At 66.0% G+C, this 26,951-nt stretch carries 24 protein-coding genes; 11 read left to right on the plus strand and 13 right to left on the minus strand.

The annotated features are described in order from the left end of the window. Positions 1–16: 16 nt before the first annotated feature. Positions 17–1,174 carry an efflux RND transporter periplasmic adaptor subunit gene (locus tag CFB34_RS38525; RefSeq protein WP_089444015.1) on the minus strand — a complete coding sequence of 386 codons (1,158 nt, stop codon included), beginning with the start codon at positions 1,172–1,174 and terminating at the stop codon, positions 17–19. A gap of 429 nt (positions 1,175–1,603) precedes the next feature. After that, positions 1,604–2,743 carry an ATP-binding protein gene (locus CFB34_RS38530; RefSeq protein ID WP_089444016.1) on the minus strand — a complete coding sequence of 380 codons (1,140 nt, stop codon included), beginning with the start codon at positions 2,741–2,743 and terminating at the stop codon, positions 1,604–1,606. Between the two features lie 560 nt (positions 2,744–3,303). Between CFB34_RS38530 and CFB34_RS38535 the strand changes: the two genes are divergently transcribed. Next, positions 3,304–4,218, plus strand: a complete 915-nt coding sequence (locus tag CFB34_RS38535) for a prolyl oligopeptidase family serine peptidase (protein ID WP_089444017.1) — start codon at positions 3,304–3,306, stop codon at positions 4,216–4,218. Positions 4,219–4,587: 369 nt separating this feature from the next. Here the strand turns inward: CFB34_RS38535 and CFB34_RS38540 are convergent, their stop codons facing one another. Next, positions 4,588–5,232: an MAE_28990/MAE_18760 family HEPN-like nuclease gene (locus tag CFB34_RS38540; protein ID WP_143329552.1), complete on the minus strand. Its 645-nt coding sequence runs from the start codon at positions 5,230–5,232 to the stop codon at positions 4,588–4,590. A gap of 35 nt (positions 5,233–5,267) precedes the next feature. After that, entirely contained in the window at positions 5,268–6,317 is a 1,050-nt protein-coding gene (locus tag CFB34_RS38545) for a DUF262 domain-containing protein (RefSeq protein ID WP_089444018.1), read from the minus strand. Between the two features lie 308 nt (positions 6,318–6,625). On the opposite strand from CFB34_RS38545, the gene CFB34_RS38550 reads away from it, so the two are divergent. The 5 genes from CFB34_RS38550 (at position 6,626) to CFB34_RS38570 (ending at position 13,305) form a co-directional block, all read left to right on the plus strand. Then, on the plus strand, positions 6,626–6,811 hold the full coding sequence (locus CFB34_RS38550; protein ID WP_089444019.1) for a hypothetical protein: 186 nt from the start codon (positions 6,626–6,628) through the stop codon (positions 6,809–6,811). Positions 6,812–7,669: 858 nt separating this feature from the next. Next, positions 7,670–9,460, plus strand: coding sequence for an acyl-CoA dehydrogenase (locus CFB34_RS38555; RefSeq protein ID WP_069250176.1), 1,791 nt, complete (start codon positions 7,670–7,672; stop codon positions 9,458–9,460). Between the two features lie 36 nt (positions 9,461–9,496). After that, on the plus strand, positions 9,497–11,170 hold the full coding sequence (locus tag CFB34_RS38560; RefSeq protein ID WP_242808792.1) for an electron transfer flavoprotein-ubiquinone oxidoreductase: 1,674 nt from the start codon (positions 9,497–9,499) through the stop codon (positions 11,168–11,170). Between the two features lie 48 nt (positions 11,171–11,218). Then, positions 11,219–12,412 (plus strand): beta-ketothiolase BktB, encoded by a 1,194-nt coding sequence (bktB, locus tag CFB34_RS38565; protein ID WP_046546666.1) that lies wholly within the window; start codon positions 11,219–11,221, stop codon positions 12,410–12,412. 38 nt (positions 12,413–12,450) lie between these two features. Next, positions 12,451–13,305 (plus strand): 3-hydroxybutyryl-CoA dehydrogenase, encoded by an 855-nt coding sequence (locus tag CFB34_RS38570; RefSeq protein WP_089444042.1) that lies wholly within the window; start codon positions 12,451–12,453, stop codon positions 13,303–13,305. A 62-nt stretch (positions 13,306–13,367) separates the two neighbouring features. Here the strand turns inward: CFB34_RS38570 and CFB34_RS38575 are convergent, their stop codons facing one another. Then, positions 13,368–14,039, minus strand: a complete 672-nt coding sequence (locus CFB34_RS38575) for a TetR family transcriptional regulator (protein ID WP_089444043.1) — start codon at positions 14,037–14,039, stop codon at positions 13,368–13,370. A 94-nt stretch (positions 14,040–14,133) separates the two neighbouring features. Between CFB34_RS38575 and CFB34_RS38580 the strand changes: the two genes are divergently transcribed. Both CFB34_RS38580 and CFB34_RS38585 read left to right on the plus strand, forming a co-directional pair. Then, positions 14,134–14,964 carry an NmrA family transcriptional regulator gene (locus CFB34_RS38580; protein WP_089444044.1) on the plus strand — a complete coding sequence of 277 codons (831 nt, stop codon included), beginning with the start codon at positions 14,134–14,136 and terminating at the stop codon, positions 14,962–14,964. Beyond that, complete coding sequence (locus tag CFB34_RS38585; RefSeq protein WP_089444045.1) at positions 14,961–15,446, plus strand: anthrone oxygenase family protein; 486 nt, start codon at positions 14,961–14,963, stop codon at positions 15,444–15,446. Before CFB34_RS38580 ends, CFB34_RS38585 begins: the two co-directional genes overlap by 4 nt. A gap of 76 nt (positions 15,447–15,522) precedes the next feature. Here the strand turns inward: CFB34_RS38585 and CFB34_RS38590 are convergent, their stop codons facing one another. Then, complete coding sequence (locus CFB34_RS38590; RefSeq protein ID WP_089444046.1) at positions 15,523–16,323, minus strand: helix-turn-helix transcriptional regulator; 801 nt, start codon at positions 16,321–16,323, stop codon at positions 15,523–15,525. Positions 16,324–16,413: 90 nt separating this feature from the next. Here CFB34_RS38590 and CFB34_RS38595 point away from each other — a divergent pair, with 90 nt between their 5' ends. Beyond that, positions 16,414–17,322, plus strand: a complete 909-nt coding sequence (locus CFB34_RS38595; protein WP_089444047.1) for a DMT family transporter — start codon at positions 16,414–16,416, stop codon at positions 17,320–17,322. Next, a complete protein-coding gene (locus tag CFB34_RS38600) occupies positions 17,319–18,296 on the plus strand; it encodes an ATP-binding protein (RefSeq protein ID WP_089444048.1) in 978 nt (325 codons plus the stop codon). The genes CFB34_RS38595 and CFB34_RS38600 overlap by 4 nt, the downstream gene beginning before the upstream one ends. Positions 18,297–18,309: 13 nt before the next feature. On the opposite strand, the gene CFB34_RS38605 is transcribed toward CFB34_RS38600, so the two are convergent. The 5 genes from CFB34_RS38605 to CFB34_RS38625 form a co-directional block, all read right to left on the minus strand. Beyond that, on the minus strand, positions 18,310–19,917 hold the full coding sequence (locus CFB34_RS38605) for an efflux transporter outer membrane subunit (protein ID WP_089444049.1): 1,608 nt from the start codon (positions 19,915–19,917) through the stop codon (positions 18,310–18,312). Further along, positions 19,914–20,990 carry an HlyD family secretion protein gene (locus CFB34_RS38610; RefSeq protein WP_089444050.1) on the minus strand — a complete coding sequence of 359 codons (1,077 nt, stop codon included), beginning with the start codon at positions 20,988–20,990 and terminating at the stop codon, positions 19,914–19,916. Before CFB34_RS38610 ends, CFB34_RS38605 begins: the two co-directional genes overlap by 4 nt. Positions 20,991–21,002: 12 nt before the next feature. Continuing rightward, entirely contained in the window at positions 21,003–22,583 is a 1,581-nt protein-coding gene (locus tag CFB34_RS38615) for an MFS transporter (RefSeq protein WP_089444205.1), read from the minus strand. Positions 22,584–22,844: 261 nt separating this feature from the next. Further along, the gene (locus CFB34_RS38620; protein WP_089444051.1) at positions 22,845–23,147 is read right to left on the minus strand and encodes a helix-turn-helix domain-containing protein; all 303 of its coding nucleotides are present in this window, start codon (positions 23,145–23,147) and stop codon (positions 22,845–22,847) included. A 13-nt stretch (positions 23,148–23,160) separates the two neighbouring features. Continuing rightward, the gene (locus CFB34_RS38625; protein ID WP_089444206.1) at positions 23,161–24,351 is read right to left on the minus strand and encodes an MFS transporter; all 1,191 of its coding nucleotides are present in this window, start codon (positions 24,349–24,351) and stop codon (positions 23,161–23,163) included. Positions 24,352–24,522: 171 nt separating this feature from the next. Between CFB34_RS38625 and CFB34_RS38630 the strand changes: the two genes are divergently transcribed. Further along, on the plus strand, positions 24,523–25,434 hold the full coding sequence (locus tag CFB34_RS38630; RefSeq protein ID WP_039362614.1) for a LysR family transcriptional regulator: 912 nt from the start codon (positions 24,523–24,525) through the stop codon (positions 25,432–25,434). 115 nt (positions 25,435–25,549) lie between these two features. Here the strand turns inward: CFB34_RS38630 and CFB34_RS38635 are convergent, their stop codons facing one another. Both CFB34_RS38635 and CFB34_RS38640 read right to left on the minus strand, forming a co-directional pair. Then, a complete protein-coding gene (locus tag CFB34_RS38635) occupies positions 25,550–26,017 on the minus strand; it encodes a hypothetical protein (protein WP_143329554.1) in 468 nt (155 codons plus the stop codon). Between the two features lie 91 nt (positions 26,018–26,108). Beyond that, entirely contained in the window at positions 26,109–26,936 is an 828-nt protein-coding gene (locus CFB34_RS38640) for a hypothetical protein (RefSeq protein WP_089444053.1), read from the minus strand. Between the last annotated feature and the right edge of the window lie 15 nt (positions 26,937–26,951).

The raw sequence follows: 26,951 nt of genomic DNA on the forward strand, positions 1-26,951 counted from the left end.
GGAGGCTCCCCGTGACTCAGTGCGACGAAGCGGTCTTGACCGCTTCAGGCGCCTTCCAGGCGGTCGCCGTCACGGGCGCGCCGTCGCTCAGGCGCTCCATGCCTTCGACGACGATCTTCTGGCCCGCCTGCAGCCCCGACTTGATGCGATAGCTGCGGTTCGTCAGCTCGCCCACCTCGACGGCCTTCAGGTGCGCCTGGCTCTTCGCGTCGAGCACCCAGACCTGCGGCTTGCCGCCCGCGCGGACGATCGCCTGTTGCGGCACGGTCAGCGCGTTCTCGAAGTGCCCGCGCGGGATGCGGGCGCGCACGTACATGCCCGGCAGCAGCTCGCGCTTCGGGTTGTCGACCAGCACGCGCAACAGCACGTCGCCGGTGCCCGGGTCGACGTTGACGCCCGAGAACAGCATGCGGCCCTTCACGTCGTAGCGCGAGTCGTCGTCGCGCAGCACGTCGACCGGCAGCCCGTTGCCCGCGGTGTCCGGCTGGGCCGCGAGCGCGCCGCGCAGCGCTTCGAGCGATGCGGCCGGCTGGCGCACGTCCACGTACACCTGGTCGATCTGCTGGATGCGTGCCATCGGCTGGCTGTCGCTGCTCGCGACCAGCGCACCCTCGGTCACGAGGGCCTGGTCGATGCGGCCCGTGATCGGCGCTTCGACGGTCGCGAACTTCAGGTCGAGCTGGCGGCGGGCGAGCGTCGCGCGCGCCTGCGCGACGTCGGCGGCCGCCTGGTCGCGTTGCGATACCGAGTCGTCGTAGACCTGACGGCTGATCGCGTCGGCCTCGACCAGCGGCTTGAGACGGGTGGTCTGCACCTTGGCCCGCGCGAGCGCGGCTTCCGCGCGTTGCAGGGCGGCCGCGGCCGTGTCCATGTCGGCCTTGAACGGCGCCGGGTTGATCTGGAACAGCGGCTGGCCGGCACGGACTTCCGTGCCCTGTTCGAACAGCCGCCGCTGCACGATGCCGCTGACCTGCGGCCGGATCTCGGCGATCCGGACGGCCGCGACGCGGCCCGGCAGGTCTTCGGTCAGGTCGAGGGGAGCGGCCGCCAGCGTCATCGCCGCAACCGGGGTGGCCGGCGCGGCGGCCTGCTGTTCGGTGGGCCCGCAGCCCGCCAGCATCGCCGCCACCAGCGCGCACACGGCGCCGTAGCAGGCTCGTTTCTGATTTTTCATGTGGACTCCATGTGACGCAGGCATCCAGTGGCCCGCATGTTCGGAGCGAAGTGTGCGTGCGCCCGATGGAGTTTTTTGTGCGGAAAGATGGAGGTTTGATGGAGGGCGTGAAAGAGTGGCGGGAGGGGGATTCGCGGGCGGGGCGAGCTGGAAGGTGATGGGCGCCGGGGGGGGCTTGGCGCTATCTGGAAGCGGTGTGGGTGGCGCGGGTATCCCGGAATGACGCAATCGTCTGATGAAATGCCGGTGGGTGTGTGCCATCGGCATGCCCGGGCCGGCGCCCGGGGGATGCCATTGCGCGGTTCGCTTCGGCGGGCGGCGGCGCGGGATGGATCAGGGCCGGCGCGCCTCCCGTTCCGCTGCCGGAGCGGCCGGGGGGGCGAGGAGGCGGGGCGGCGCACAAGGCGTGTCTACCGCTCGCCGCGAGGCCTAACGCGGGTCTGTGTCGGCGGTGCGCTGCGTCGTGGACTGGAGGTCGTTCCGGCTCGGCGCGGCCGTGCGCGCCGATGCGGGGCTGTCGGGCCAGCGCAACGCGAACGACGTGCCGCCGCGCGCGGTTGGGCGACACGATGCTTCTCCGTCGTGCGCCTGCGCAATGGCCGCCACCACGGCCAGCCCCAGGCCGCTGCCGCCTTTCTGGTCGGAATGCGTATCGTCCACGCGCCGGAAGGCATCGAAGATCCGGGCTGCGCAATCGGCGGGGATGCCCGGGCCTTCGTCTTCGACCACCAGCTGGCACGCTCCGCTTTCGATCCGCGTGTGAATGCGGATCGCGCCGGGCACCGCGTAGCGCCGTGCATTCTCCAGCAGGGCGAGCAGCGCCTGGCGCATCCGGAACGCGTCGCAGCGCACGGGCCGCGTATCGAGATCGAGCACCATGTGTTGACCGGCCGCGGCCAGCGAATCCTCGAACATGTCGACGACCGCCTTGACGTGCGTCGCCAGGTCGGTCTCCTGGATGCTGACGGTCAGATGCCCGCTTTCGGCGAGGCTGATCACGCGGAGATCCTCGATCAGGCGCGTCAATCCTTCCGCCTGGGTCAACAGGCTTCGGAACAGCGCCTCGCCCGGCTGAAAGACGCCTTCGGCCAGACCCTGCAACCGCCCGCGCAGGACCGTGACCGGCGTACGCAGTTCGTGCGCGATCGCGGCGTTCCAGAATGCCTGCTCGTCCGTCATCCGCTGCAGCTGGGTGGCGAGCGCATTGAAGTCGTCCGCGATCAGGGCGGCTTCGTGAATCGATCGATCGCCGGCGACGGCGCGCGCGGTCAGGTCGCCCCTGGCGACGCGACGAATGCTGTCCGCAACCGAGTTGAGCGGCACGAGGATCCGATGCGCGAGCCGGGCCGACACGACAATGGCGAGTATCAGGCCGATCAGCAGCGTGATACCCAGGCATATCCACTCGGGGTTGGACGGAATCCAGCTTGTCTGGTGGCAAAACTCGCTCCAGTGCCGGAGCATCACGTAGTAGAACACATAAGTCATCAGCACGACGATCAGCATGATGCCGAGCGCCAGCTCCGCCATCGACACCGCAATCTTGCGGCCCAGCCCACCGAGTTTCATTTCGTGCTCCAAAGCGTGGCGTTGCGTCGATTCACGACGGGACAGTCATGCGATTGGATAGCTGTGGCGTCAAGGGAGGGGTGTGATCGTGGCGGGCGAGCCGTATGCGTCGGTGCGTCGAGGTTTCCCGCGGCAGGTATGCCGGAGGGGTGATGTCGCTTTAGGCCGGAAAAGGCCGGGCTGGTATCGACGGGATCGTTCCCGGCCGACAGAGACAGCGGCCAAACAGCGCGATGTGTGCGGGACGGTATGCGTTCTTCAATCATGGTGTCCGCTCGGGATTCTGCTATTCACTTCATCGAGTCGCAATATTACCGTACGTAATAGGCCATCGGATGACACGATGATTCGGTGTACGTTGGAACGCGCGCGGCGAGATCGTCGTTTTCACGCTGCCGTTGGGGATGGTGAAGTTCGGCTTGAAGTTGCAGCGCCGGTCTATCCGCCCGTGACTGACGCCGCCGCAACATGCACCTTCGCCGCCCGGATACACTGACGCCTTCGCCGCATGCGTCGCGGCAGCGTGGGCCGTCGGTTGCGGATTCGTGGAGAGATCACCCATGAGCATCGTCGTTCGTCGAAACCGGATCGCTAGCCGATTAGGCTGGTTGCTCATCTCGGGCGCGTTGATCGCTTCCGTCGTCGGCTGTGCAGCGACGGCGGTCGACGACACGTCCATCGCGCCGGATCTGCATGAAACCGTCGTCAAGGTTCCGGTCGATGAGGGGGCAAGCACGCGCGACATCGTCGCCACCACGTACATGCCGGATGGCCCCGGACCCTTTCCGCTGATCGTGCTGAGCCACGGCAGCCCGCCCGATCCGCGCGACCGGCCGAAGGTGCGCCGCTATCGCGCGTTGCCGCAGATCCGGACGTTCGTGAAGCTCGGTTTCGCGGTCATCGTGCCGATTCGCCGCGGGTATGGAGCGACGGGCGGGGTCGATGAAGAGGATGCGGGTTCGTGCCGGCATCCCGATTATCTTGCTGCGGGGCAGCAGGCCGCGCGCGATGTGCTCGCGGCGGTGCGGTATGCGCAGACGTTGCCGCAGGTGGATCGAAACCGCGTTGTATTGGTCGGGCAATCGGCGGGCGGTTTTGCTTCGCTGGCGGCGGCGAGCTACGCGCCGCAGGGCGTGGTCGCGGTGGTGAACTTCTCGGGTGGACGTGGCGGGAACCCGGCGACTCATCCCGGCATGCCGTGCGATCCGAAGCAGATGGCCGACACGATCGGGCATTTCGCGAGCACGACGCGGGTGCCGGTGCTTTGGCATTACGTGCAGAACGACAAGTATTTCGCACCGGAGGTGGTGGCGACGTGGTTTGCCGCGTTTCAGGGGGCGGGTGGGCGCGGGCAGATGGTTGTCGAGCCGCCGTTTGGCAAGAACGGGCACGGGATGTTCTCGGTCGCGGAGGCGATACCGATCTGGTTGCCGCACTTTGAGGCGTTTGTGGGGCCGTTGGTGGTGGTGAAGTAGGGGGAATCGGGTAAGCGTCCTGTTTGATTCAGGACGAACGAATCGAGGGGCGGTGACCCTGGCATCGGTCAGTAGTGGTTTCCAGTCGCTGGTCGAAATGCAAACGTCGCGCTTGCAGGTTTGGACCACCAGAAGATTCGTGCAGTTAATTTTACTTTTTATGATGACAGGAGAGCGTCACCTTCCCACGTGTCTGCAACCGTTACTCGAATGATGCAGTAGCACTTGCGCAATTATTGACATAGTTGGAACGCGGTCGACCCTTTAGTGCACCAGGGTCTTCCGTGTTGGCATTGTGGTTAGCACTTGGTTCGACCGATTCGGCTTTACGGCCAGCGTCTCCTCAGACAGCTGGCGATTTATCACTATTTACGGGTAGTGTACTTTGTCAGGTGCATACACAAACTCTCTTGCCTCAAAATAACTCTCAATTCGATCAATAAGGATGAAGATGATCGTTTGAACTTGATTCAATCGTCTTCTGAGGTCGTCACACCTATCGCGCTCTCCAATCTTTGATGGACTTTCACGTCCGTGGGCGATGGCATTTCGCTTGTCAACCAATTCATCCAGGAGTGCTCGGTCAGAAACTGATAGCGAGAACCCGGTGATCCCTAGCGCCAATACAATATCATCGATAGTCTTGGCCCATATATTCTGGACGATATCTGCGAAGATTGACTCTTCTATGCCGTGGTATTTACTTTCCTGAACAGCCAGAAAGAACTCCCGGACACGAGACAGGGCGTCTTTATAGCCGCTGGCCTTAAGGGATTTCCATTTTCGCGACATGGAGATGACATTGAACGGCAAAATCACATGACAATTCTTCGGTTGAAGTTCTCCAATTTTCGTTAATAATTGCTGGAGTGAGTCGGTGGTTGCTTTCTCCAAGGCTCCATACAATTGAACGTAAAACAAGCCTCGCATTATCTTTACCTCTTGAGGAGCTGGACTTCCTGCCGGTGGCTCCATGGAGGTAACATGGTTGAGGTAGAGGAGTACCTCATTCAATCTCTCAGTTGCGATCCTTCTCGCAGCGCTAAATGTCATTCCTGGCAAGCCTCGTGGACTAGCGCAAGGCGTTCGAGCAACATCTTTCGGCTGTTAGTCGCGCCAGTTGTCAACTTTTTGAGCTTGGGATTGTCCAGCAACAATTTAAGCTTCTCCGAAGATACTGATTTTTTATCGGAAATTGCCAGCGCTGTACCAACGCTTATTGCCTCATACAAGACTATCGGTGTAGTATTTTTTCGGTTGCCGCGGACAATTCCATCCGGCAAGCTTTCGTTTAAAAGTTTGAACGTCGAATCGAAGACTGATTTTAATGTTTTTTCGTTCTTGAAAGTGAGAGTTTTTTGCTCCATATAGTCATTGAGGAAGCCTTCGACGCTATGCACAAATTTCTCTTTGTCTTCGTAATACGCGAAGAATTTTAAAACGAGCTCCTCGAGACTGCCGCTGCGTTCGGCATCTTGTGGCAATTTAATGATATTCCTGAAATTCTTATTCTTTGCGCAAGTCTTGATGAAATCATTAAATGGGCCGAGAAAAATGCAATTTCTGATTTCTTGGGGGTGCAGGGTAATTCCGCCGGTATTCAGGCGTTCGAATAAGTCGAATCGCACGCCAAAGTCACTGCGATCATTTAGAACGGTTACTCTTATTGGTCGAGTGTTAAACATTATCTGAATGGACTTCGGCAATTCATCGAATGTTAGGCCGTTCATTGCTGTCAGTTTCTCAAGTCCTGTTAGTCGAAGCTTATTTCCATGCGGATTGATTTCTTTGATTAGATTTTCTGATCCGATGAAATTTATGATCGTGGTGATTCGTTGTAGCCCATCAATAACTTCCCATGACGAATCTGAATTTGTTGCCATGAACAAGCTCGGTACTGGAATTCCGAGCATAAGCGACTCTATCAGCTGAGACTGACGCTCCGGGTTCCACTTAAAGTGACGTTGATACTCGGGAGCGATATCAATCATTTTCTCCGCAAGCATGTCTGTTATTTGTCTAACGGCGAGATCGTAACTGTCGAAAGAAACGCTACGTCGATTATTGTTAAGCTGATCTTGAATGCTTTCGCCACTCATTGCCTGAATCCCCGAAATTTGCTAAGGCTGCACTGTGCATATACCGAGATCATACCGGTTTTCTTTGATCTGTTTCATCTGGTCTATGAAGGTCGAAGATCTGTAGATCGTCAGTCAACGATTGGTGAGGTTCCATGTCCAAGTGGAAAGGGGCACTCCTTGGGAATGGCAGCCGTTCGAAAGGCTATGTCCCGGTGATGCGAGATGTTGCCTCCTGGCAGGTAGCCCAATGGGCAACGATTCCCGGAATTGCTGAAAACTGCAAACTTGCCGCGTAGAGCTCTGCTTGCGCGATGAGAACAGAGACCATGTTTTTCGGCGTCGACGAAACGTTGGTCGAGGATACTCGCGACTGGAACGAATGGGCCGGCTATCTCGGCGTTTCGCGATGCGTGTTTCACACGTCCCTCAGAGCAGCGATCGAGCGTGGTGAGCATCATCGCACGGTGTTCGACCTCATGAGGCCCGGTGTCGACTTCGCCGCGTTGCGTTAAGAACGCGAGTGAATCGGGCGCGTCGATGCGGTGACCGCAGAAGATCTGTACCCCGGCGCCGTGCCATGCTTGAAACGGTGGCGCGAAGCCGGAACTCCGGTAGGCTTCGCGGGGAATCAGCCCGTCGACACGGGACATGCGCTCCGCGCACTCGGCTTGCCGGCCGATATCGTCGCATTGTCCGCATCCTTGGGTGTGGAAAAGCCGGACACACGCTTTTCGAACGCATCATTGCCGAGACGAACGGGCTCGATCCACCGCAGATCACTTGCGCCGGCGATGGGCTCGACAACGATGTCGAACCGGCGCGGCAGGCATTGTTTCGGTGTTTTTGCGGCGCGGCCCGTGGGCACGGATCCAGTCGCGCTCAGGACGGTCCGTGACCCCGACTCACGTCATAGAGGATCTTTCTTCACTTCGAGGTTTGTTGCGCGGAATTCAAGCGCTCTCCGACCTCCGCGTGATCGTTTCGACATCAGGTACTTCCCGGCGTCGCGCCGGAATCGCCTACCGGTGCGCAGCCCACATCGCGGCTCAAGGTAAACCCGCAGCCCCACAAGCCACCACACAAATCTGGCCACCTCGCCGGCACCCTCCCGCCAACGCGGCACACCGTTTGCTCACCAATCCCCCCGAATCGCCAAACGAGATCCCGCCCAAACCCCCACCCAGCCAGCCTTCCCCCCGCCCAACCCCCCAATCCCGTGGCCGATTTTGTCACCACATGGGCCGGATATGACAATAAGAATCGCCTGCCCTAGGATTACGATGCCTCACGTCGTCGCCCGGGCCTGAGCCGTTTTTCCCGCCTCTCGCCCGAGAGCGCCCCTCATAAAACGTCTGATTGGAACATCGACCATGAGCTATCACGCCCCCGTCAAGGACATGCTGTTCGTGCTGAAGGAACTGGCCGGCATCGACGCCGTTGCGCAGTTGCCGGGCTTCGAGGATGCCGGTTACGACACGGCGCAGGCCGTGCTCGACGAATCTGCGAAGTTCTGCGGCGAGGTGCTGGCCCCGCTGAACGTCGAAGGCGACCGCAACCCGAGCAGTTGGAAGGACGGCGTCGTGACCGCAACGCCGGGCTTCGGCGAAGCATTCCGCCAGTTCGTCGAAGGCGGCTGGCAGGGGCTGCAGCATCCGTCCGAATACGACGGCCAGGGGCTGCCGAAGCTGATCGCGACGCCGTGCATCGAGATGCTCAACGCATCGAACCTGTCGTTCGCGCTCTGTCCGCTGCTCACCGACGGCGCGATCGAAGCGCTGCTGACGGCCGGCACCGACGAACAAAAGCAGCGCTACGTGCCGAAGCTGATCTCCGGCGAATGGACCGGCACGATGAACCTGACCGAGCCGCAGGCCGGCTCCGACCTCGCGCTGGTGCGCTCGCGCGCCGAGCCGCAGGGCGACGGCACGTACAAGGTGTTCGGCACGAAGATCTTCATCACGTGGGGCGAGCACGACATGGCGGACAACATCGTCCACCTGGTGCTGGCGCGCACGCCGAACGCGCCGGAAGGCGTGAAGGGCATCTCGCTGTTCATCGTGCCGAAGTTCCTGGTCAACGACGACGGCTCGCTCGGCGCACGCAACGACGTGCACTGCGTGTCGATCGAGCACAAGCTCGGGATCAAGGCGAGCCCGACGGCGGTGCTGCAGTACGGCGACCACGGCGGCGCGATCGGCTACCTGGTCGGCGAGGAAAACCGCGGCCTCGAATACATGTTCATCATGATGAACGCGGCGCGCTTCGGCGTCGGCATGCAGGGGATCGGCGTGGCCGACCGCGCATACCAGAAGGCCGCGGAATTCGCGAAGGAACGCGTGCAGAGCCGCCCGGTCGATGGTTCGGCCAAGCAGTCGGTGACGATCATCCATCACCCGGACGTGCGCCGCATGCTCGGCACGATGCGCGCGCTGACCGAAGGCGCACGCGCGCTGGCCTACGTGGCCGCCGCGCACAGCGACATTGCCCACCGCCATTCGGACGAGGCGACGCGAGCCCGTCATCAGGCAATCTACGAGTATCTGGTGCCGGTGGTGAAGGGTTGGAGCACGGAGATGGTGAACGACGTGGCGAGCCTCGGCGTGCAGGTGCACGGCGGGATGGGCTTCATCGAGGAGACGGGTGCAGCGCAGTATTACCGCGATGCCCGTATCCTGGCGATCTACGAAGGCACGACGGCGATCCAGGCGAACGACCTGGTGGGCCGCAAGACGATGCGCGACGGCGGCGCGGTGGCGAAGGCGCTGATCGCGGAGATCGGCGACACGGTGGCGGCGCTGGGCAAGCTGGACGGCGCGGCGGCCGCGTCGGTGAAGGCGCAGCTGGAGAAGGGCGCGAAGGCGCTGTCGTCGGTGGTCGATTACGTGGTGGCGAACGTGAAGCAGGACCCGAACGCGGTGTTCGCGGGCAGCGTGCCGTACCTGAAGCTGGCGGGCGTGGTGCTGTGCGGGTGGCAGATGGGCCGCGCGCTGGTGGCGGCGCACGCGAACCGCGCGAGCGATCCGGCGTTCTTCGATGCGAAGATCGCGATCGCACAATGCTATGCGGAGCACGTGCTGGTGCAGGCGGGCGCATTCGAAGCGTCGATCGTCGGCACGAAGGGCAACGAGGGCGTGCTCGCGTTGACGGAAGACCAGTTCTGACCGGCTGACGGTCGGGACGCAGGAGGAGACAGGATTTTGACCACACAGGACTTGCTCGCGCAGTACGGCCCGCGCGAATCGATGGAATACGACGTCGTGATCGTTGGCGGCGGCCCCGCCGGGCTGTCGGCGGCGATCCGGCTCAAGCAGCTGGCCGCCGAGAAAGGCACCGAGATCGGCGTGTGCGTGCTCGAGAAGGGTTCAGAGATCGGCGCGCACATCCTGTCGGGCGCGGTGATGGACCCGCGCGCGATCACCGAGCTGTTCCCCGACTGGAAGGAACGCGGCGCGCCGCTCGACGTCGAGGTGACGGAAGACCGCTTCCTGTTCCTGTCCGAGAAGAGCGCGGTCACCACACCGAACTGGGCGCTGCCCGCGAACTTCCAGAACCACGGCAACTACGTGATTTCGCTGGGCAACGTCACGCGCTGGCTTGGGGCGCAGGCCGAAGCGCTGGGCGTCGAGATCTTCCCGGGCTTCCCGGCCGCTGAGATCCTGTACAACGACGACGGCTCGGTCAAAGGCGTCGCGACCGGCAACATGGGCGTGGGCAAGGACGGGGAGCCGACCGAGAACTTCCAGCTCGGCATGGAGCTGCACGCGAAGTACACGCTGTTCGCCGAAGGCTGCCGCGGCCACCTCGGCCGCCAGCTGATCTCGAAGTTCAAGCTCGACGCGAACACCGATCCGCAGGCCTACGGGATCGGCATCAAGGAACTGTGGGAGATCGATCCGGCCAAGCACAAGCCGGGCCTCGTGATCCACACGGCCGGCTGGCCGCTGAAGTCGGATACGTATGGCGGCTCGTTCCTGTATCACATGGACAACAACCAGGTCGTGGTCGGCTTCGTGGTCGGCCTCGGCTACACGAACCCGTACCTGTCGCCGTTCGAGGAATTCCAGCGCTACAAGACGCACCCGTCGATCCGCGCGTTCCTGGAAGGCGGCAAGCGCGTGTCGTACGGCGCGCGTGCGATCACCGCGGGCGGGCTGCTGTCGCTGCCGAAGACGGTGTTCCCGGGCGGCGCGCTGATCGGCGACGACGCGGGCTTCCTGAACGCATCGCGGATCAAGGGCAGCCATGCGGCGATCAAGACCGGGATGCTGGCGGCCGACGCGGCATTCGACGCGGTGCAGGCCGGCCGCCAGAGCGACGAGCTCAACGCGTACCCGGATGCCTTCAAGCAATCGTGGCTGTACACGGAGCTGTACCGCGCGCGCAACTTCAAGCAGTGGATGGCCAAGGGGCTGTACCTCGGTACGCTGATGGTCGGGCTCGAGCAGAAGGTGATGGGCGGCAACGTGCCGTGGACGCTGCACCACAAGCATGCGGATCACGAGATGCTGAAGCCGGCGTCGCAATGCCAGCCGATCGAGTATCCGAAGCCGGACGGCAAGCTGACGTTCGATCGTCTGTCGTCGGTGTTCATCTCGAACACGAACCACGAGGAGAACCAGCCGGCGCACCTGACGCTGAAGGACGCGAGCGTGCCGGTGAACGTGAACCTGCGCACGTACGCGGGGCCGGAGGGCCGTTTCTGCCCGGCAGCCGTGTATGAATTCGTGAAGAACGACGACGGCAGCGATCGCCTGGTGATCAACGCGCAGAACTGCGTGCACTGCAAGACCTGCGACATCAAGGACCCGACGCAGAACATCGTGTGGGTCACGCCGGAAGGCGGTGGCGGGCCGAACTACCCGAACATGTAACGCAACGCATCCCCGCGCCTGCGGGCGCGAACGAACCGGAGTGAGACGATGAGCAATGCAGCGAAAGAAGTCGTGGTGGTGAGCGGTGTCCGTACCGCGATCGGTGATTTCGGCGGCAGCCTGAAGGATTTCTCGCCGACCGACCTCGGTGCGAAGGTGGTCGCCGAAGTGCTGTCGCGTGCGAACGTGCCGGGCGACGCGGTCGGGCATGTCGTGTTCGGCCACGTCGTGAACACCGAGCCGAAGGACATGTATCTCGCGCGTGTCGCGGCGATCAACGGCGGCGTGGCGCAGCACACGCCCGCGCTGACCGTGAACCGCCTGTGCGGGTCGGGCCTGCAGGCGATCGTGTCGGCCGCGCAGACGATCATGCTCGGCGACGCCGACATCGCGATCGGCGGCGGCTCGGAAAGCATGAGCCGTGCCCCGTACACGGTGCCGGCCGCGCGCTTCGGCCAGCGTATGGGCGACGGCAAGCTCGTCGACATGATGCTCGGCGCGCTGCACGACCCGTTCCAGACGATCCACATGGGCGTGACGGCAGAGAACGTCGCGGCGAAGTACGGCATTTCGCGCGACGCGCAGGATGCGCTGGCGCTCGAATCGCATCGTCGCGCGGCGCGCGCGATCGCGGAAGGGCGCTTCAAGGATCAGATCCTGCCGATCTCGATCCGCACGAAGAAGGGTGAAGTTGCGTTCGACACCGACGAGCACGTGCGCCTCGAAGCCAGCGCGGATGATTTCACGAAGCTGAAGCCGGTGTTCCAGAAGGAGAACGGCACCGTGACGGCCGGCAACGCGTCGGGCATCAACGATGCGGCCGCGGCCGTGCTGATGATGAGTGCGGACGCTGCCCGCGCGCAGGGCGTGAAGCCGCTCGCCCGCCTCGTCGCGTATGCGCACGCGGGTGTCGATCCGGCGTACATGGGCATCGGCCCGGTGCCGGCCACGCAGAAGGCGCTCGAACGCGCGGGCCTGAAGATCGGCGATCTCGACGTGATCGAGGCGAACGAGGCGTTCGCGGCCCAGGCGTGCGCGGTCACGCAGGAGCTCGGCCTCGATCCGGCGAAGGTCAACCCGAACGGTTCGGGCATCTCGCTCGGCCACCCGATCGGTGCGACCGGCGCGCTGATCACGGTCAAGGCGCTGTACGAACTGAAGCGCATCGGCGGGCGTTACGCGCTCGTGACGATGTGTATCGGCGGCGGCCAGGGGATTGCTGCGATCTTCGAGAACATCTGATAATCGAACGCTCAGCACCCGAACACACAGGAAATTTCATGGCCATCGAAATCGTCGGCGTCGTGGGCGCCGGAACCATGGGCAACGGCATTGCGCAGACCGCCGCCGTTGCGGGTCTCAACGTCGTGATGATCGACGTCAGCGACGCGGCGCTCGAGAAGGGCATCGCGACGCTGAAGGGCAGCCTCGAGCGGCTCGTGTCGAAGGACAAGCTCGACGCCGCCACGCGCGATGCGGCGCTGGCGCGCATCACGACGTCGACCGACTACGCGAAGCTCGCGTCGGCCGATATCGTGATCGAAGCCGCGACCGAGAACGTCGAGCTGAAGGGCCGCATCCTGAAGCAGATCGAGTCCGTCGCGCGGCCGGAAGCGATCATCGCGACCAACACGTCGTCGATCTCGATCACCGCGCTCGCGGCGCCGCTCGCCGATCCGGCGCGCTTCGTCGGCATGCACTTCTTCAACCCGGTGCCGCTGATGCCGCTCGTCGAGATCATCCGCGGGCTGCAGACGAGCGACGCGACCGCGCAGGCGGTGCGCGAGCTGACCGAGCGTTTCGACAAGTCGCCGATCGGCGTGCGCAATTCGCCGGGCTTCGTCGTGAACCGGATTCTCGTGCCGATGATCAACGAGGCGTTCTTCGTGCTGGCGGAAGGCATCGCGTCGGCCGAGGAGATCGACGCCGGGATGAAGCTCGGCGCGAACCACCCGATCGGGCCGCTCGCGCTGGCCGACCTCGTCGGCCTCGACGTGTGCCTCGCGGTGATGGACGTGTTCGTGAAAGACTTCGGCGATCCGAAGTATCGCGCGTGCCCGCTGCTGCGCGAGATGGTGACGGCCGGCAGGCTCGGGCGGAAGACCGGGCGTGGGGTGTACGACTACAGCAAGTAAGCGGCAAGTGTTGCCACTTCGCGCGGCCGCCTTCGGGCGGCCGCGTGCATTGAAAGGCGCGACTACGCGCCCAGCACCGACAGATCCCGCGGCAGCGCACGCTTGAACATCGCGAGAATTTGCTGCGCTGCCTTCGGCGGCAGCGTGATCGCATGGCGCACGGCCGCCGCGATCTGGATCATCATCAGCTCGGCGAATGTGCTCCGTTGCGCATGCGGAATATCGGGCGCCACTTCGCCCAGCGCATCCGCGAACAACCCCGCCAGGAATGCCCCGTCCGCCCGGTCGAGTGCCTGCAATGCGCGGTCGGCCTGCGTGGCCCGCCAGATGTCGCGCATCAGCGGCTCGTCGACGAACATCCGGTAGTAGCTGTCCGTGATGCGGGCGAGCGTGGCGTGCAGGTCGTCGAGTGTCTTCATCGTCGCGAGTTCGCGTCGCACGCAGACGTGGCCCGCTTCGTTGTAGCGCTCCGCGAGCGTGCCGATCACGGCCGCCTTGTCCGGGAAGTACTGGTACAGCGAACCGAACGAGATGCCCGTGCGTTCGACGATGTCGCTCATCCGGAACGCATCGCAGCCTTTCTCGACCATCACCTCCGACGCGCACGCAAGGATGCGCTCGAACCGCTCGCGGCTGCGCTGCTGCGTCGGCACCAGCCGTGCGCGCGCCGGCGCATCCGCCGTGTCCGCTGCCGCTTCGGGCCTGTCGTTCTGCCCCGATTTTCGTCGGCCCATGCCGCCTCCAGAAAAACTTGACGTTGCTAATGCGAGAGTCTATCGTGTTTTTGAAACGCGAGAAATTCTCGCATTTTAGTCAAAGGAGACGGTCATGTCGGCACTTCCCATCCTCATCGTCGGCGGTTCGGGCAAGACGGGCGCCCGCGTCGATGCGCGGCTGCGCGCGCGCGGTATCGCGACCCGCCCCGTGTCGCGCACGTCGGCCGTCCGCTTCGACTGGACGGCGCCCGACACGTGGCCGGCCGCGCTCGACGGCGTATCGGCCGCGTACGTGACCTACCAGCCCGACCTGGCCGTCGAAGGCGCGGTGGACGCGATCGCCGCATTCGCGCGGCTGGCGCGGGAGTACGGTGTCGAGCGCGTGGTGCTGCTGTCCGGGCGCGGCGAGCCCCGCGCGCAGGCAGCCGAGGCCGCGCTGCAGGCGTCGGGCGTGGGGTGGGGCGTGGTGCGCGCGAGCTGGTTCAACCAGAACTTCTCCGAGGGCTACCTGATCGACGGCGTGCTGGCCGGTGAAGTCGCGCTGCCGGCCGGCGCGGTGCGCGAGCCGTTCGTCGACGCGGACGACATCGCCGATGTAGCGGTGGCCGCGCTCACCGATGCGCGGTTCGCGAACCGCGTGATCGAGGTCACGGGGCCGCGTGCGCTGACGTTCGCCGAAGCGGTCGGCGAAATCGCACGGGCGACGGGCCGGCCGGTCGTCTATCGCGAGATTCCGGCCGATGCGTTCGTCGCCGGATTGCGCGAGGCGGGCGTGCCGGAGCCGATTGTCGCGCTGCTCGACGATCTGTTCCGTGTGGTGCTCGACGGGCGCAACAGCGCGGTGACGCACGGGATCGAAGCGACGCTCGGGCGGCCGGCACGCGATTTCGCCGACTATGCGCGCGCGACGGCCGCCACCGGCGTGTGGAGCGCACGATCATGATCGCGTTCGCGACCACCGCCTTGCTGTGGGGCTCGGCCGTCGGCTGCGGGCTGATGGCCGGCGTGTATTTCGCGTTCTCGACGTTCGTGATGACGTCGCTCGGACGGATTGCGCCGCAGGCCGGCGTGGCTGCGATGAATGCGATCAACGTCGACATCGTGCGTTCGCCGTTCATGCCGCTGTTTCTCGTCACGACGCTGATGGCGCTTGCCCTGGTCGTGCTCGCGCTGTTCAATCGCGAGCAGCCGGGCGCGATGGTGGCGGTCGCGGGCGGCGCGCTGTACGTGTTCGGCATGTTCGCGGTGACGATGGCCGTCAACGTGCCGCTCAACGATGCGCTCGCCGCGGCCGATCCGGCGACCGCGCAGGGCGCGGCGCTGTGGACGCGCTACGTGCACGACTGGACGATGTGGAATCACGTGCGCACGGTGGCGTCGGCCGCCGCGTGCGTGTGCTTCATCGCGGGGATTGCCGTGCGCTAGCGGCGCGCGTCATGCGGTGGGGCGCGGCCTGCGCGGGCAACCGGCGTTCGGCGAGTGTGCCGCGCACGAACCCGCCCTACGCATAGAACGCCGACGGCGACACGCCGAAATGCCGCTTGAACATCGCGGAGAACGCGCTCTGGCTGCTGTAGCCGTGATCCATCGCGACGGTCAGCACCTTCTCGCCGTGCGCGAGGCGCTTGAGCGCGAGCAGCAGCCGCGCCTGTTCGCGCCAGCGGCGGAAGCTGAGCCCCGTCTCGCGCCGGAACGCGCGATGCAGCGTGCGGACCGACAGCCCGAGCAGGTCGGCCCATTCGGCGATCGTGCGCAGATCGTCGGGCGCGGCGACGAGCGCGTCGCAGATCGTGCGCAGGCGCAGGTCGTGCGGCCACGGCAGGTACAGCGGCAGCAGCGGCGCGACCGTCACCTCGGCGAGCAGCAGGTGCATCAGGTGGTCGTGGCGCGAGCCCGGCGCATAGTCGAGCGGCACGTCCACGGCGGCGAGGATCAGCTCGCGCAGCAGCGGATGCACTTCCACGACGCAGCTCCGCGCGGGCAGGTGCTCGACCGCGCCCGGCTCGACGAACACCGTGCGCATCTGCACGTCGCCGCTCATCTGCACCGTGTGGTCGAGACCGGCTTCGAGCCACACGCCGCGCGTCGGCGGCACGACCCACGACGCGCCTTCGGACTGCACGTGCATCACGCCCTCGATCGCATAGAGCAGCTGCGCGCGGCGATGCCGGTGCGGCGCGATCGACGTGCCGTGCGCGTACGTCGCCGCCATCGCCGATACGGGCATCGGCGTCGATTCGAATGGCAGGTGAGCGCCGGGCGGGGTGGACTCGAGTGTCCGATTGGCGACAAGTCGTGACATTTTGGCGTGAGACAGGCAGGTGGACGGGCGGGCACGATGGCGTTCCCATCCACGCCAACCCCCTGCCAGGATAGTAATCCGTCGAATGCGATGAACAAGTCTCCTTTTCTGTTTCCCTTCTGCGCGATCGCGCTGTGGGCCGGCAACGTGGTCGTGTCGAAGCTGTCGGCGTCGACGATCGACCCGTCGGCGATCACCTTCTATCGGCTGCTGCTCGCCGTCGCGCTGATGAGCGTGTTCACGCTGCGCCCCGCGTGGCGCAATCGCGCGGCGCTCGTCGCGCACCTGCCGCAGCTCGCGGTGCTCGGCTTTCTCGCGATGGCGCTGTTCCAGAGCCTGTCCTACGAGGCCGCGAAAACGACCAGCGCGACCAACATGGCGATCATCACGGCGCTCGTGCCGCTGATGACGATGGCGCTCAGCTCGCTGCTGCTCGGCGATCCGCCCAGCGTGGGCATGATCGGCGGCGGGGTGCTGTCGCTCGCGGGCGTCGTCTACCTGATTGCGGAAGGGCACCCGACGACGATCGCCGCGCGCGGCGTGCATACGGGCGACCTGCTGATGCTGGCCGCGTCGGCGGCCTATGCGCTGTATGGCGTATTGCTGAAGCGCTGGCGCATCGGTGCGCTGCCGGCGTGGCAGTCGACCTACGTGCAGGCGCTCGCCGCGCTCGTGTTCATGGTGCCGATGCTGCTGCGCTTGCCCGCGCAGGCGGCGTGGCCGACGCGTGCGAGCGTGCCGTTGATCCTGTACGCCGGCGGGCTGGCGTCGGTGGTGCTGCCGTATCTGTGGATGCAAGGCGTGCGGCTGCTCGGCCCGAGCCGTTGCGCGATGTTCATGAACCTGCTGCCGGTGATGACGGCCGGCGGCGCGATCGTGCTGCTCGGCGAATCGCTGAAGCTGTATCACCTGATCGGCGGCGGCGTGGCGCTCGTCGGCGTGGCGATCGCGCAGCGGTTTCCGTTCCAGGCGAGCGCGTCGCAAGGGGTGCGGCAATGAGCGGCGATCGCGACATGCAGAACCTGATGGCCGCGCTGCCGGACGCGCGTGCTTCCGTCGATGCGACGGCGCTCGCGCATCAGCTCGAACGGATCGCAGCCGCGCTCGAAGCGCTGGCGGGCACCGGCCAGCCGGCGCCCGTCGATTTCGACGCGGCCGTTGCATTCCGCTGGCGCGGCTTCGACGGCGGGCCGCGAGCGGCGCCGCTCGAACCGGTCGCGGCGCCCGCGCTCATCGCGTTCGATGCGATGCGCAACGTCGAGCGACAGGTGGCGATCGTCGAACGGAACACGCGGCAGTTCGTGCGCGGGTTCGCGGCCAATCACGTGCTGTTGACCGGCGCGCGCGGCACCGGGAAGTCGTCGATCCTGAAGGCGTGCCTGCAGGCGTTCGCGCCGCACGGGCTGCGGTTGATCGAGGTCGGCAAGGAACGGTTGAGCGATTTGCCGGCGATCGTCGAGCTGGTGCGGGCGCGGCCGGAACGATACATCGTGTTCTGCGACGACCTGTCGTTCGAGGCGGGCGAGACCGGCTACAAGGAACTGAAGACGGTGCTCGACGGCTCGGTCGCGAGCGACCTGTCGAACGTGCTCGTGTACGCGACGTCGAATCGCCGCCACCTGATGCCCGAGCAGGCGAGCGACAACGCGAACGTATCGCGTGCGGAGAACGGCGAGCTGCATCCGGGTGACGCGGTGGAGGAGAAAATTTCGTTATCCGAGCGATTCGGGATCTGGGTGACGTTCTACGGGTTCACGCAGGACGCGTATCTGGCTGTTGTCGACAGCCGGCTGGGCGAAGCCGGCTTCGATGCGGAGCAGATTCGCGCGGCGCGCGAACCAGCGCTGCAGTGGGCGCTGGAACGCGGTGCGCGGTCGGGCCGGATTGCCGTGCAGTTCGTGCGGGATTACATCGGGCGGATGGCGGACGAAGGTGACGCGGATGAAAGCGCCCGCGCATTGCGAGCGGGCTGATGCCGCGCGTTGATCAGTCGACTTCCCCTTTTCGGCTTCCCGTTTGTACGATCGTGCCGTGGGCAGGCGACATCGTCGGATCCGCGCGCCCGGTGCTTGCCGCGGGCCCGAAGCGCGTCTCCCAGCCGCCGCCGAGCGCCTTGCACAGCGTGACGAGATGCATCGCCGCGTCGGCCTCGCTGGTCTCCTGCTGGCCTTGCGCGTCGAACAATTGCCGCTGGGCGTTGAGTACGTCGAGATAGTCGGCCGCACCGGACCGGTATTGTTGCTGCGCAATCGCGAGCGCGCGCTGGTTCAGCGTCACGATCGCGACGAGTCGATCGTGGCGCTGCTGTTCGGCGTGATAGACCACCAGCGCATCGTCGACCTCGCGCCATGCTTCGAGCACGGTGCGCTGATAGACGATCGCGGCTTCCTGCTGCTGTGCCCGGCGCAGGTTCAACATGCCCGTCAGGCGCCCGCCCTCGAAGATCGGCAGCGAGATCGACGGCCCGATCACGAACTGACCCGACGCCCAACTGGCGAGACTCGACAGCTGGAGGCTCTGGAAACCGGCGCTGCCGTTCAGCGTGATGCGCGGATAAAAGTCGGCCTGCGCGACGCCGATGGCGGCGGTCGCCGCGTGCAGCTGCGCCTCGGCCTGACGAATGTCGGGCCGGCGTCGTGCGAGTTCGGACGGAAAGCCGATCGGCACGCTTGCCGGAAGCCCGGGCACCGCATGCGGTGCGTCGAGGATCGGGGCCAGCGCGCCGGGCGGTTGCGCGAGCAGCACGCCGATGGCATTGGCGCGCGTTTCTCGGCGCGATTCCAGCATCGGCAGCCGGCTTTCGATCGAGGCCACCTGCGCGGCCGCGTTGGCCACGTCGAGATCGGTCGTCACACCGTCCGTGCGGCGAATGCGCACGAGTTTCTCCAGGTCACGCGCGATGGCGAGGTTGTGCCGGGCGATCCGCAACTGGGCCTGTGCGTCGCGCAGTTCGAGGTAGTCGCGTGCGAGTTCCGCGCGGGCCGACAGCAAGACCGCGTTGCGCGCTTCGTACGAGGCCTGGGTCAGCGCATCGGCCGCTTCGACGCCGCGCCGCACGCGCCCCCAGAGGTCGAGTTCCCACGACGCATCGAAGCCGGCCTGGTAGAGGTTATAGGCAGGCGAGCCCGACGAGCCGGGCGCGGCGGCCACGCCGAACGGCGTATCGCCCGAGGCCGACTGCGTGGGCGGCGCGCTCGGCGTGACGCCGAGCAGCGACAGGATGCCGTTCTCGCTGCCGCGCTCGCGGTCGTACGACCCGGCCGCGGCGAGCGTGGGCAGCTCGGCCGCGCCGGCGACGCGCCGTTCGGCCCGGCTCTGCCGCAGCCGTGCCGACGCGGCCGCGACGTCGAGATTGGCGTCGGCCAGGCGCTGTTCGAGCGTATTCAGCACGGGGTCGTCGAACAGGGTCCACCAGTCGGCGTTGAAGGCGGCCTCGACGGGCTGGCTGGGCGCTTGCAGGGTTTGCGTGCGTGCGAACACGGGCGGCACTGTGCTGGCCGGCGCCTCGAAGTTCGGCCCCATGGTGCAGGCCGTCAGCGCGGCGCCGGCGATGAGCGCAAGCGTCGCCGCGCGCAGGATCCGAATCGGGTTCATCGTTGTGCCTCCTGCTGGGTCGCGGCCTCGCGATGCGCGCCGGTGTCGACGCTCGCTTCGACGGACAGGCCCACGCTCAGCGCGGCGGCCTGCTCGTGCGGCCCGTCGATGGCGATCTTGACCGGCACGCGCTGGACGACCTTCGTGAAATTGCCGGTGGCGTTGTCGGGGGCGATCGGCGCGAAGCTCACGCCGGTGGCCGGCGCGAGGCTCGCGACATGGCCCGTGATGCTGACGCCCGGCAGGCTGTCGACGCGGATGCGCACGCGGTCGCCCGGATGCATCGCGCCGATCTGGTTTTCCTGGAAATTCGCGATCACGTAAGCGTCGGCGAGCGGCACGATCGCGAGCAGCGGCGCGCCGGGCGTGACGAAGGCGCCGACCCGTGCGGTGCGCCGGCCCACCTTGCCGTCGACGGGCGCGCGGACTTCCGTGTAGGACAGGTTCAGCTTCGCCTGGTCGAGCGCGGCCTCGGCGCGGGCCAGTGCGCCGTTTGCCTGGTCGCGCCGGGCGCGCAGCACGGCAAGGTTCTGGCTGATCGACGCCAGCGCGGCCGCGTCGCCGGCACGTTTCGCCAACTGCCCGGCCAGCGTGCTGGCCGCGCGTTGCTGTTCCTGCGCGGTGCCCGCGCCGTTGTCGGCCAGGTCGCGGTAGCGGGCGTCGTTGGCCTGCGCGAATTGCACGGCCGCGTCGTCGGCGCGCAGTGCGGCGCGCGCCTGGTCGACGAGCGCCGGCTGGCGGGCGATCTCGGCGTCGTCGTTGGCCACCGCCGCACGGGCGGCTTCCACGTCGGCCTGCGCGCTCGTCAGCGCGGCACGAAAGTCGCGGTCGTCGATGCGCAGCAGCAACTGGCCGGCCCGTACAGGCTGGTTGTCGTCGACGAGGACTTCGACGAGCGGCCCGGCGACGCGCGGTGCGACGAGGGTGAAGTCGGCCGCGACGTACGCGTCGTCGGTCGTTTCGGTATGCGAATCGATGAGGCGGTGCGTACCGGCGCAGGCCGCGACGCCGACGGCGATCACGAGCGCGGCGGCGGCAAGCGCCTTGTGCTTGGGGGGGATGGCGGATGACATGGCGATCGTCTCTCAGTGCGAGGAAGGAGGTTGCGGGGCCCACGGTGGTGCGATCCGCACCGGCAGCAGCGGCACGAGCAGCAGCAGGGCGAACGCGACACAGGCGGCCAGCCGGTACAGGTCGGCCGAGGCCAGCACCAGCGCCTGCTCGTGCAGCCGGTGCGCGAGCGGAGCGAGGCCGGTTGCGTTGTCGAGCACGGCCCCGGCGCTCAACTGCGCCCGGTTGCCGAGCTGGTCCGCCAGCTGGTTCGAGTGCAGGTGTTCGCGGGCCGTGCCCCATGTTTCGAGCAGGCCGGTGGCCAGCGCGGCCGAAAAGGTTTTCAGGGAATTGAACATCGCCGACGCGAACGGCCCTTCGGCGGGCGGCAGGCCGGTGGTGACGCCCATCAGGATCGGCAGGATCAACATCGGTTGCGCGACGATCTGGAGCGACTGGAGCCAGTAGAAGTCGTCGCGGATCCACTCGGCCGTGATCCGGCTGCCTGCGACGCAGGTGAGCGCCATCAGCAGGCAGCCGGTGGCCAGCACCCAGCGCGAATCGACCCACCGCAGGTTCAGGAGCGCAGCCGTCAGCGGCAGGCTGAGCAGCAGCGGCACGGCAACCAGCAGCGACAGCGGCGCGGTCTGCAGCGGCCGGTAGCCGTGCACGCCGGCGAGATGGTGGCCCGGTATCGCGGCCACCGCGGTCAGCAGCGTCACCGCGCCGGCCAGCGTGAGCAGTCCGTGCGTGAAGTTGCGGCGCGCGAGCAGTTGCAGCCGGAAGAACGGCAGCGGATGAAACCATTCGTTGACGAGGAAGGCGGCGAGCAGGATCAGGCCGCCTGCCGTGAGTGCGCGGATCGTCGCCGACTCGAAGCCGTCGAGCCGGTCGGCCTGCAGCAGCGCGACGACGAGCATCGCCACGGCGGGGAATCCGGTCAGGAATCCGGACCAGTTGAACGCGCGTAACCGTTCGGGTTTCGGTGTATCGGCGGGCAGGCCGTAGCCGATCGCCACGCAGCACGCGATGCCGAGCGGCACGATTTGCCAGAACACCATGCGCCAGTCGGCGAACTCGGTCCACAGCGCGGCGAGCGGGGTGCCGAGCGCAGGCCCGAAGGTCGCGGTCATCGCATAGCCTGCGAGCCCGTACAGCTTCGCCTTCGGCGGCAGGTAGCGCAGCGCCGCGATGATGAGCATCGGCGGCAGGCAGCCGCCCGCGATGCCCTGCAGCACGCGCAGCACGGTCAGCGCGGCGAAGCCCGGCGCGAACGGGCACAGCACGCCGAGTATCAGCGTCGCCAGCACCGCGCCGATCGTGAAGCGCTTCAGCGTGAAGGTGACGCCGAACCACGGCGCGAACACCATGGTCGCGACGTTGGCCGCCTCGAACAGCGCGGTCAGCCAGGTGCCGTCGTCATGGCCGATGGAGAACGCGCCACGGATGTCGGCCATCGCGGCGGCGGTGACCTGTTCGTTGAGGATGGCCAGCAAGGACGCGAGCAGCATGCCGGCGAGGCCGGTCGCGAGGCGAGGCGTCAGGGTGGGCGGCGTGGCGGCGCCGGCGTGCGGCGCAGGCGGCGCGGCGATGACCGGCAAGGAAACGGTATTCATGATGTCGAGTGTTTCGAATGGGTTCGGATTGCGCGGGGTCTGGCGGGCGGCGATCACGAAATCGCCACCGTGAAAGCACGATACATCCTTCAGGATTTGCCGATAATTGGTCTGATTCGGGAATCATCCTCTCGGAAATCGGGAGGGGAATCGCGTAAAAAAACGCCGACGGATTCCCGTACGGCGTGTGTGTCTCTCGATGAAGAAAAGCAGCCGGATAGATGCCGGGGCGTGGCGAAACGGGCGGCCCGGTGCCGCGAGTCAGAGTTCGCTGACGATGCTGGCGATGAACGCGACGATGGCTGTTTCGTCGCGGGCAACGAAGCGCCACTGACCGATCGTCGTCGCCACGATCAAGCCGGCCTCGCACAGCACGGCGACGTGCGCCGACACGGTCGATTGCGACAACCCGCTGCGTGCCACGATCGACGAAAGCGGCACGCCGTGCGGCGAGCGGAGGCGCGCGGTGTCCGCCAGCCATGCATCGGGCGCCTTCAGCCAGCGCAGCACATTCCGCCGAAACGGATGCGCCAGCGCCTTGTGAGCGAGATCGACGTCGATCATGGCGCGCTCCGGCTCAGCGCCGTTCCCCGCAGCGATGTACGAGCGCGGCGGCGAGCCCGGCCGCGATACCGAACACGACCACGCCATGCCAGCCGAACCGGGCCATCAGCGCACCGCTGACGGTTGCACCGAGCGCGCCGCCGACGAAGGTCGTGGTCATGTAGAGGCTGTTGATGCGGCCCTGTGCTTTCGGATCGGCGGCGAACGCACGCGTCTGGTTCGCGACCAGGCCGGCCTGTACGCCGATGTCGAGCACCACCACGCCGATCACGAGCAGGGCGAGCGAGCTGCCGGCGCCGGCGAGGATCAGGTAGGACACCGTCACGATCGCGATGCCCAGGCCGATCACGCGGCGCGTGCCGATCCGGTCCGACGCCCGGCCGCCGATCGTGGCGGCCAGCGCGCCTGCCGCGCCGATGAGGCCGAAGCCGCCGGCCCACGCGCTGCCGAGATGCCACGGGCCGTCGGCGAGCAGCGCCGCGAGATTGACCCAGAACGCATTGAACGCGGCCCACAGCAGCGCCTGCACGACCATCGATTCGCGGATTGGGCGATGCGCGCGCGCCAGCGTCCACAGCGACGCGAGGAGCCGGCCATACGACAGCGTGGTGCTCGGCACGCCGCGCGGCAGCAGCCACGCGGCGGCGATCCCCACCGGCACCATCGCGACGGCTTCGACCGCATACACCGCGCGCCAGCCGGCGTGCGCGGCGATCAGGCCGCTGACCGCGCGGCCGAGCAGGATGCCGACCATGATGCCGGTGACGACCGTACCGACGTTGCGCCCGCGTTCATCGGGGGCGGACATCACGGCCGCGAACGGCACCAGTTGCTGCGGCACGCAGCTGACCACGCCGAGCGAGAACGCGGCGCCGATCAGCGCCCAGACGCCCGGCGCCAGCGCGGACGCCGCCGCGAACGCGAAGGCGAGCACGATCTGGCCCAGCACCAGCTTGCGCCGGTCGTAGCGATCACCGAGCGGCAGCAGCAGCGCCAGCCCGGTCGCGAAGCCGAGCAGCGCCGCGCCGGCCACGAGGTCGGCCGTCGCCGGGGCGACATGCAGGTCTTGCGCGATCAGCGGCAGGATCGGCTGCGTGCAATAGATGTTGGTCACGACCGCGCCGGCGATGGCGGCCATCGCGACGATCTTGCCGCGCGACGCGGTGGCGGGCGGCGTGGCGGCAGGCGGCGCGATGGGCGGCATGCCCGACGCGCCAGGGAATTCGTTCATGGCAGGCTCCTTTTTCATGGCGATCGGCCGCCGCAGACAACGGAATCGGCCGGCGACGACGCGGTGAAAGAAGCGTACTGCCTTGCACTGGTAAAGATAATCCACCAGAATCTGGAATCATCTTTCCGAAATTCGAGAGGCAATATGAATCGTCTCGAATCGATGTCCATGCTGGTCGCGGTCATCGATGCCGGCAGCATGTCGGCCGCCGCGCGCCAGCTCGGCGTTCCGCTGGCGACCGTGAGCCGCAAGATCGCGGATCTCGAGGCCTACCTGAATACGCGGCTGTTGCATCGCACGACGCGGCAACTGTCGCTGACCGAGGCCGGCGAATCGTATGTCGCCGGTTGCCGCCGCATCCTCGACGACATCGCGGAAACCGAACGTGCCGCCACCGGCGAATATGCGGCGCCGCGCGGCGAGCTGATCGTCACCGCGCCGATCGTGTTCGGGCGTCTGCATATCGTGCCGGTGCTGGCCGCGTTCCTCGCCCACTATCCCGAGATCGACGTGCGGCTGGTGCTGACCGATCGCGTCACGCATCTGATGGAAGAGCAGATCGACGTCGCGCTGCGGATCGGCGAGTTGCCCGACAGCAGCTTCATGGCGACCCGCGTCGGCAGCGTGCGCCGCGTGATCTGCGCAAGCCCGGCGTATCTGGCGGCGCATGGCACACCCGCCGAACCGGCCGATCTGGCGCGGCATCAATGCATCACGTTCGAGGTGCTGGCGTCTCGGCGCGCGTGGGTGTTCGACGGCGAGAAGGGCGAGCTGACGGTGCCCGTGCATTCGCGCTTCGCGGTCAATACGGCCGAGGCGGCCATTGATGCCGCGGTACTCGGTGTCGGGTTGATTCGCGTGCTGTCGTATCAGGTTGCGCAGGCGCTGCGCGATCGCACGCTGGACGTGGTGCTCGACGCGTTCGAATCGCAGCCGTTGCCGGTCAGCCTGGTGCACAAGGGGCAGGCGCCGATGCCGCTGAAGCTGCGCGCGTTTCTCGATTTCGTGGCGCCGCGGCTGCGTGAACGGATCGCGGGGGTGGGGGCGGGTGGTTGAACGAGCGGAGCATGCTGTCCGTGCATGTCGAACGCGCGTCGAGCGGCATCATCGGATGGCACGTCGGCGTGATCGAAGCGATCGACAGGCGGGCGCGGCGCGCCGCCGGCAGCGGTCAGCGCAGCAGACGTACGCGCTTGACCACGTCGATCTCTTCATCGCGCCCCGGGCCTGCCACGCGATCGTTGTTGATTTCAGTCGCGTAGCGGAGACTGACCCGTCGCCCCACCAGTGCCTTCTTCAACTTCATCGCGTCACCGTTCTCGACGAACCAGTCGGCGCCGCACATCTGGACGCAATACACATCGATGCGACGTCCGCTCTCGGTGCGGACCACGATACTCAGATCGTCGATACCGCCTCCATCCGTGAGGACGCCTGTTAGTTCAGTCGGTTTCGTCGAAGGCGCCGCCGCAGCGATCGACGGTAATACGGCAGCCAGAGCGATGCCCGCTGCAAAGAGACGCGCGATGATCTTCATGAAACCTGCTTTCCAGCCCGACCACAGATCCGCATGCGTGTCGCCGGCGTGAACGGGGCCGGACGCAGCAATCCACATCAGGAGAATGGGCTGGCGTTTCATTGGTATCCGATGGGTCTGCATGGCGTTGAACAGGGTGCGCGCGCATCTTGCTGCCGGCATTGCGTCCTTCCGCAGAACGGTAAAGGCAGTGTCAGTCCGATTTGCCCTGATGCGCATCGAATTGCGCTCGATTGAACAGCTCGAAGTACAGTACGTCGTTCCATTCAAGACCCAGCGGATGTTCAGTTTCGCCGGTGCGCGTGCTGTCGCAGTTGTCGTCGAAACGCAGGCCGAAAAAGGCATCGAGCGGCGCGGGGTGCCGTTCGGCCGCGGCGCGCTGCAGCACGCGAGCCGCCTCCGCGGTGTCGCCCGGCAACGCTTCGTAGGCCGCACCCACGCGACGGCAGCGGCCGATCTCGGCGTCGACGAGCCCGCGCAACGCATCCGGATCGCTTTCGGACATCACGTCGAGTTCGACGGTTTCGAGCAGCAGGTACTGGTCGCGATGCTGCTCGAGAAATGCGAGGGTCTCGTCCAGCCAGTCGGGCAGATGGTCGAGTGCGGCGGGTGCCGCCGGTATCGACGCGGGTGCGGGTCTGGACGCCGCCGGGGCCGGTGCCAGGCCCGCCCAGCGCCGCATCCGGTCCATGAGCGTCGATTTCCCCGGGGTTTCCGGCGGCGGAGCGGCCGGCGTCGGCACCGCGTGCGATTCGATCAGCACCCTCACGATCGCGACGAAACGCCTGACACGCTCGAATCCGGGTGCGAACGGGCTGCTGATTGCATGAAGCGGCACTTTCGTGCCGTCGAGTCCATCCGAGATCAGCGAAGCGCAGGGCTGCGGATCGCACGACATCAGTAACCGATACATGAATGGCACGTCGTACGCCCATTCCGACAGCCCCGATATCGTGTCGGGACGATCTTCATACGAGGTCGGCCGGTTGCCGAGGCTATAAAGATAGGATCGATTGGCCATGCTGGCTCCCTGTCG

Origin of the sequence: Burkholderia sp. HI4860 (assembly GCF_002223045.2) — a bacterium.
GTDB lineage: Bacteria > Pseudomonadota > Gammaproteobacteria > Burkholderiales > Burkholderiaceae > Burkholderia.

Excerpts from the sequence above, each read along its gene's own strand:
- CFB34_RS38525 (WP_089444015.1), bottom strand. The coding sequence starts at position 1,174 with ATGAAAAATCAGAAACGAGCCTGCTACGGCGCCGTGTGCGCGCTGGTG.
- CFB34_RS38530 (WP_089444016.1), bottom strand. The coding sequence starts at position 2,743 with ATGAAACTCGGTGGGCTGGGCCGCAAGATTGCGGTGTCGATGGCGGAG.
- CFB34_RS38535 (WP_089444017.1), top strand. The coding sequence starts at position 3,304 with ATGAGCATCGTCGTTCGTCGAAACCGGATCGCTAGCCGATTAGGCTGG.
- CFB34_RS38545 (WP_089444018.1), bottom strand. The coding sequence starts at position 6,317 with ATGAGTGGCGAAAGCATTCAAGATCAGCTTAACAATAATCGACGTAGC.
- CFB34_RS38550 (WP_089444019.1), top strand. The coding sequence starts at position 6,626 with ATGTTTTTCGGCGTCGACGAAACGTTGGTCGAGGATACTCGCGACTGG.
- CFB34_RS38555 (WP_069250176.1), top strand. The coding sequence starts at position 7,670 with ATGAGCTATCACGCCCCCGTCAAGGACATGCTGTTCGTGCTGAAGGAA.
- bktB (WP_046546666.1), top strand. The coding sequence starts at position 11,219 with ATGAGCAATGCAGCGAAAGAAGTCGTGGTGGTGAGCGGTGTCCGTACC.
- CFB34_RS38570 (WP_089444042.1), top strand. The coding sequence starts at position 12,451 with ATGGCCATCGAAATCGTCGGCGTCGTGGGCGCCGGAACCATGGGCAAC.
- CFB34_RS38575 (WP_089444043.1), bottom strand. The coding sequence starts at position 14,039 with ATGGGCCGACGAAAATCGGGGCAGAACGACAGGCCCGAAGCGGCAGCG.
- CFB34_RS38580 (WP_089444044.1), top strand. The coding sequence starts at position 14,134 with ATGTCGGCACTTCCCATCCTCATCGTCGGCGGTTCGGGCAAGACGGGC.
- CFB34_RS38585 (WP_089444045.1), top strand. The coding sequence starts at position 14,961 with ATGATCGCGTTCGCGACCACCGCCTTGCTGTGGGGCTCGGCCGTCGGC.
- CFB34_RS38590 (WP_089444046.1), bottom strand. The coding sequence starts at position 16,323 with ATGTCACGACTTGTCGCCAATCGGACACTCGAGTCCACCCCGCCCGGC.
- CFB34_RS38595 (WP_089444047.1), top strand. The coding sequence starts at position 16,414 with ATGAACAAGTCTCCTTTTCTGTTTCCCTTCTGCGCGATCGCGCTGTGG.
- CFB34_RS38600 (WP_089444048.1), top strand. The coding sequence starts at position 17,319 with ATGAGCGGCGATCGCGACATGCAGAACCTGATGGCCGCGCTGCCGGAC.
- CFB34_RS38605 (WP_089444049.1), bottom strand. The coding sequence starts at position 19,917 with ATGAACCCGATTCGGATCCTGCGCGCGGCGACGCTTGCGCTCATCGCC.
- CFB34_RS38610 (WP_089444050.1), bottom strand. The coding sequence starts at position 20,990 with ATGTCATCCGCCATCCCCCCCAAGCACAAGGCGCTTGCCGCCGCCGCG.
- CFB34_RS38615 (WP_089444205.1), bottom strand. The coding sequence starts at position 22,583 with ATGAATACCGTTTCCTTGCCGGTCATCGCCGCGCCGCCTGCGCCGCAC.
- CFB34_RS38620 (WP_089444051.1), bottom strand. The coding sequence starts at position 23,147 with ATGATCGACGTCGATCTCGCTCACAAGGCGCTGGCGCATCCGTTTCGG.
- CFB34_RS38625 (WP_089444206.1), bottom strand. The coding sequence starts at position 24,351 with ATGCCGCCCATCGCGCCGCCTGCCGCCACGCCGCCCGCCACCGCGTCG.
- CFB34_RS38630 (WP_039362614.1), top strand. The coding sequence starts at position 24,523 with ATGAATCGTCTCGAATCGATGTCCATGCTGGTCGCGGTCATCGATGCC.
- CFB34_RS38635 (WP_143329554.1), bottom strand. The coding sequence starts at position 26,017 with ATGAAACGCCAGCCCATTCTCCTGATGTGGATTGCTGCGTCCGGCCCC.
- CFB34_RS38640 (WP_089444053.1), bottom strand. The coding sequence starts at position 26,936 with ATGGCCAATCGATCCTATCTTTATAGCCTCGGCAACCGGCCGACCTCG.